This is a genomic window from Geobacillus sp. ZGt-1 (assembly GCF_001026865.1).
Classification (GTDB): Bacteria; Bacillota; Bacilli; order Bacillales; family Anoxybacillaceae; genus Geobacillus; species Geobacillus thermoleovorans.
Window position 1 is genome coordinate 1 of the sequence record NZ_LDPD01000078.1, and the last position, 1,341, is coordinate 1,341.

General features: G+C 49.8%; 2 protein-coding genes. Both read left to right on the plus strand.

Translation table 11 applies throughout. The annotated features are described in order from the left end of the window. Positions 1-664, plus strand: a 664-nt coding sequence (locus VU18_RS15620; protein ID WP_047758459.1) for an NAD-dependent epimerase/dehydratase family protein, incomplete at its 5' end; no start/stop codon positions are given. A gap of 53 nt (positions 665-717) precedes the next feature. Then, the coding region (locus VU18_RS15625) for a nucleotide sugar dehydrogenase (protein WP_047758460.1) at positions 718-1,341 on the plus strand (624 nt) is incomplete at its 3' end.

Consider the following 1,341-nt stretch of genomic DNA (forward strand, 5'->3'; position numbering starts at 1 on the left):
CCGCCATAATCCCGTCAAACATTTGATCTATGCTTCTTCAAGTTCGGTGTACGGAGCGAATGCGAAAATGCCGTTTTCGACAAGCGACAATGTCGATCATCCCGTGAGTTTATACGCGGCAACGAAAAAGGCGAATGAACTTATGGCGCATACATACAGCCATTTGTACGGCATTCCGACGACCGGGCTTCGTTTTTTCACGGTGTACGGACCATGGGGGCGCCCGGATATGGCGTATTTTTCGTTTACCAAAAGCATTCTGGAAGGAAAGCCCATCAAAGTATTCAACCATGGAAATATGAAGCGCGATTTTACGTATATCGATGATATTGTCGAGGGAATGGTCCGTCTGTTGGATCGTCCCCCGCTTCCCAATGAACAGAGGGATCGTTTTCATCCTGATCCGAGCTCAAGTTATGCCCCGTATAAGATTTATAATATCGGCAATAACCAACCAGTGAAGCTGCTTGATTTTATCCAAACATTAGAATCGCTGCTCGGCGTGGAGGCGAAAAAAGAATTTTTGCCCATGCAGCCAGGCGACGTGGAAGCGACGTATGCGGATATTGATGACTTGCATCAGGCCGTCGGCTTCCAGCCTTCCACTTCCATTCGGGACGGGCTCAAGAAGTTTGTCGATTGGTATAAAGCGTACTATCAATAACCGCCAGTGCTTTTTCGAGGTGCTGGTTCTTTTGATTTGGAAGGGGAGCAAAAGTGAAAAAAATCGCTGTCGTGGGAACTGGATATGTAGGACTCGTCACGGGTGTTTGCCTTTCCGATATCGGCCATTATGTGACATGCGTCGATATTGACGAACGAAAAGTGGAAAAGATGAAACAAGGGATTTCCCCGATTTACGAGCCTGGGCTAGACGAGCTGATGAAGCGAAACATCGAACGAGGCCGCTTGCATTTTACGACCAGCCATGAAGAAGCGTTCCGTGATGCCGAGGTGATTTACATCGCTGTCGGCACGCCGCAGAAGGAGGACGGTTCGGCGGATTTGCGGTTTGTCGAGCAGGCGGCTAGAGACATTGCGGCGCATATCGAACGGGATGGCGTGGTGATCGCTACGAAAAGCACCGTTCCTGTCGGGACGAATGAAAAAATCCGAGCATGGATTCAGCAGCACCTTCGACGTCCTATCCGCTTTGATGTCGTATCCAACCCCGAGTTTTTGCGAGAGGGTTCGGCGATTTACGATACGTTCCATGGAGATCGCATTGTGATCGGGGCGGACAATGAGCGGGCGGCGGCGGTGATGGAGGAAGTGAACAAGCCGTTTGGCATTCCGATTTTTCATACGGACATTCATAGTGCGGTACCGTCAAGAATTTTG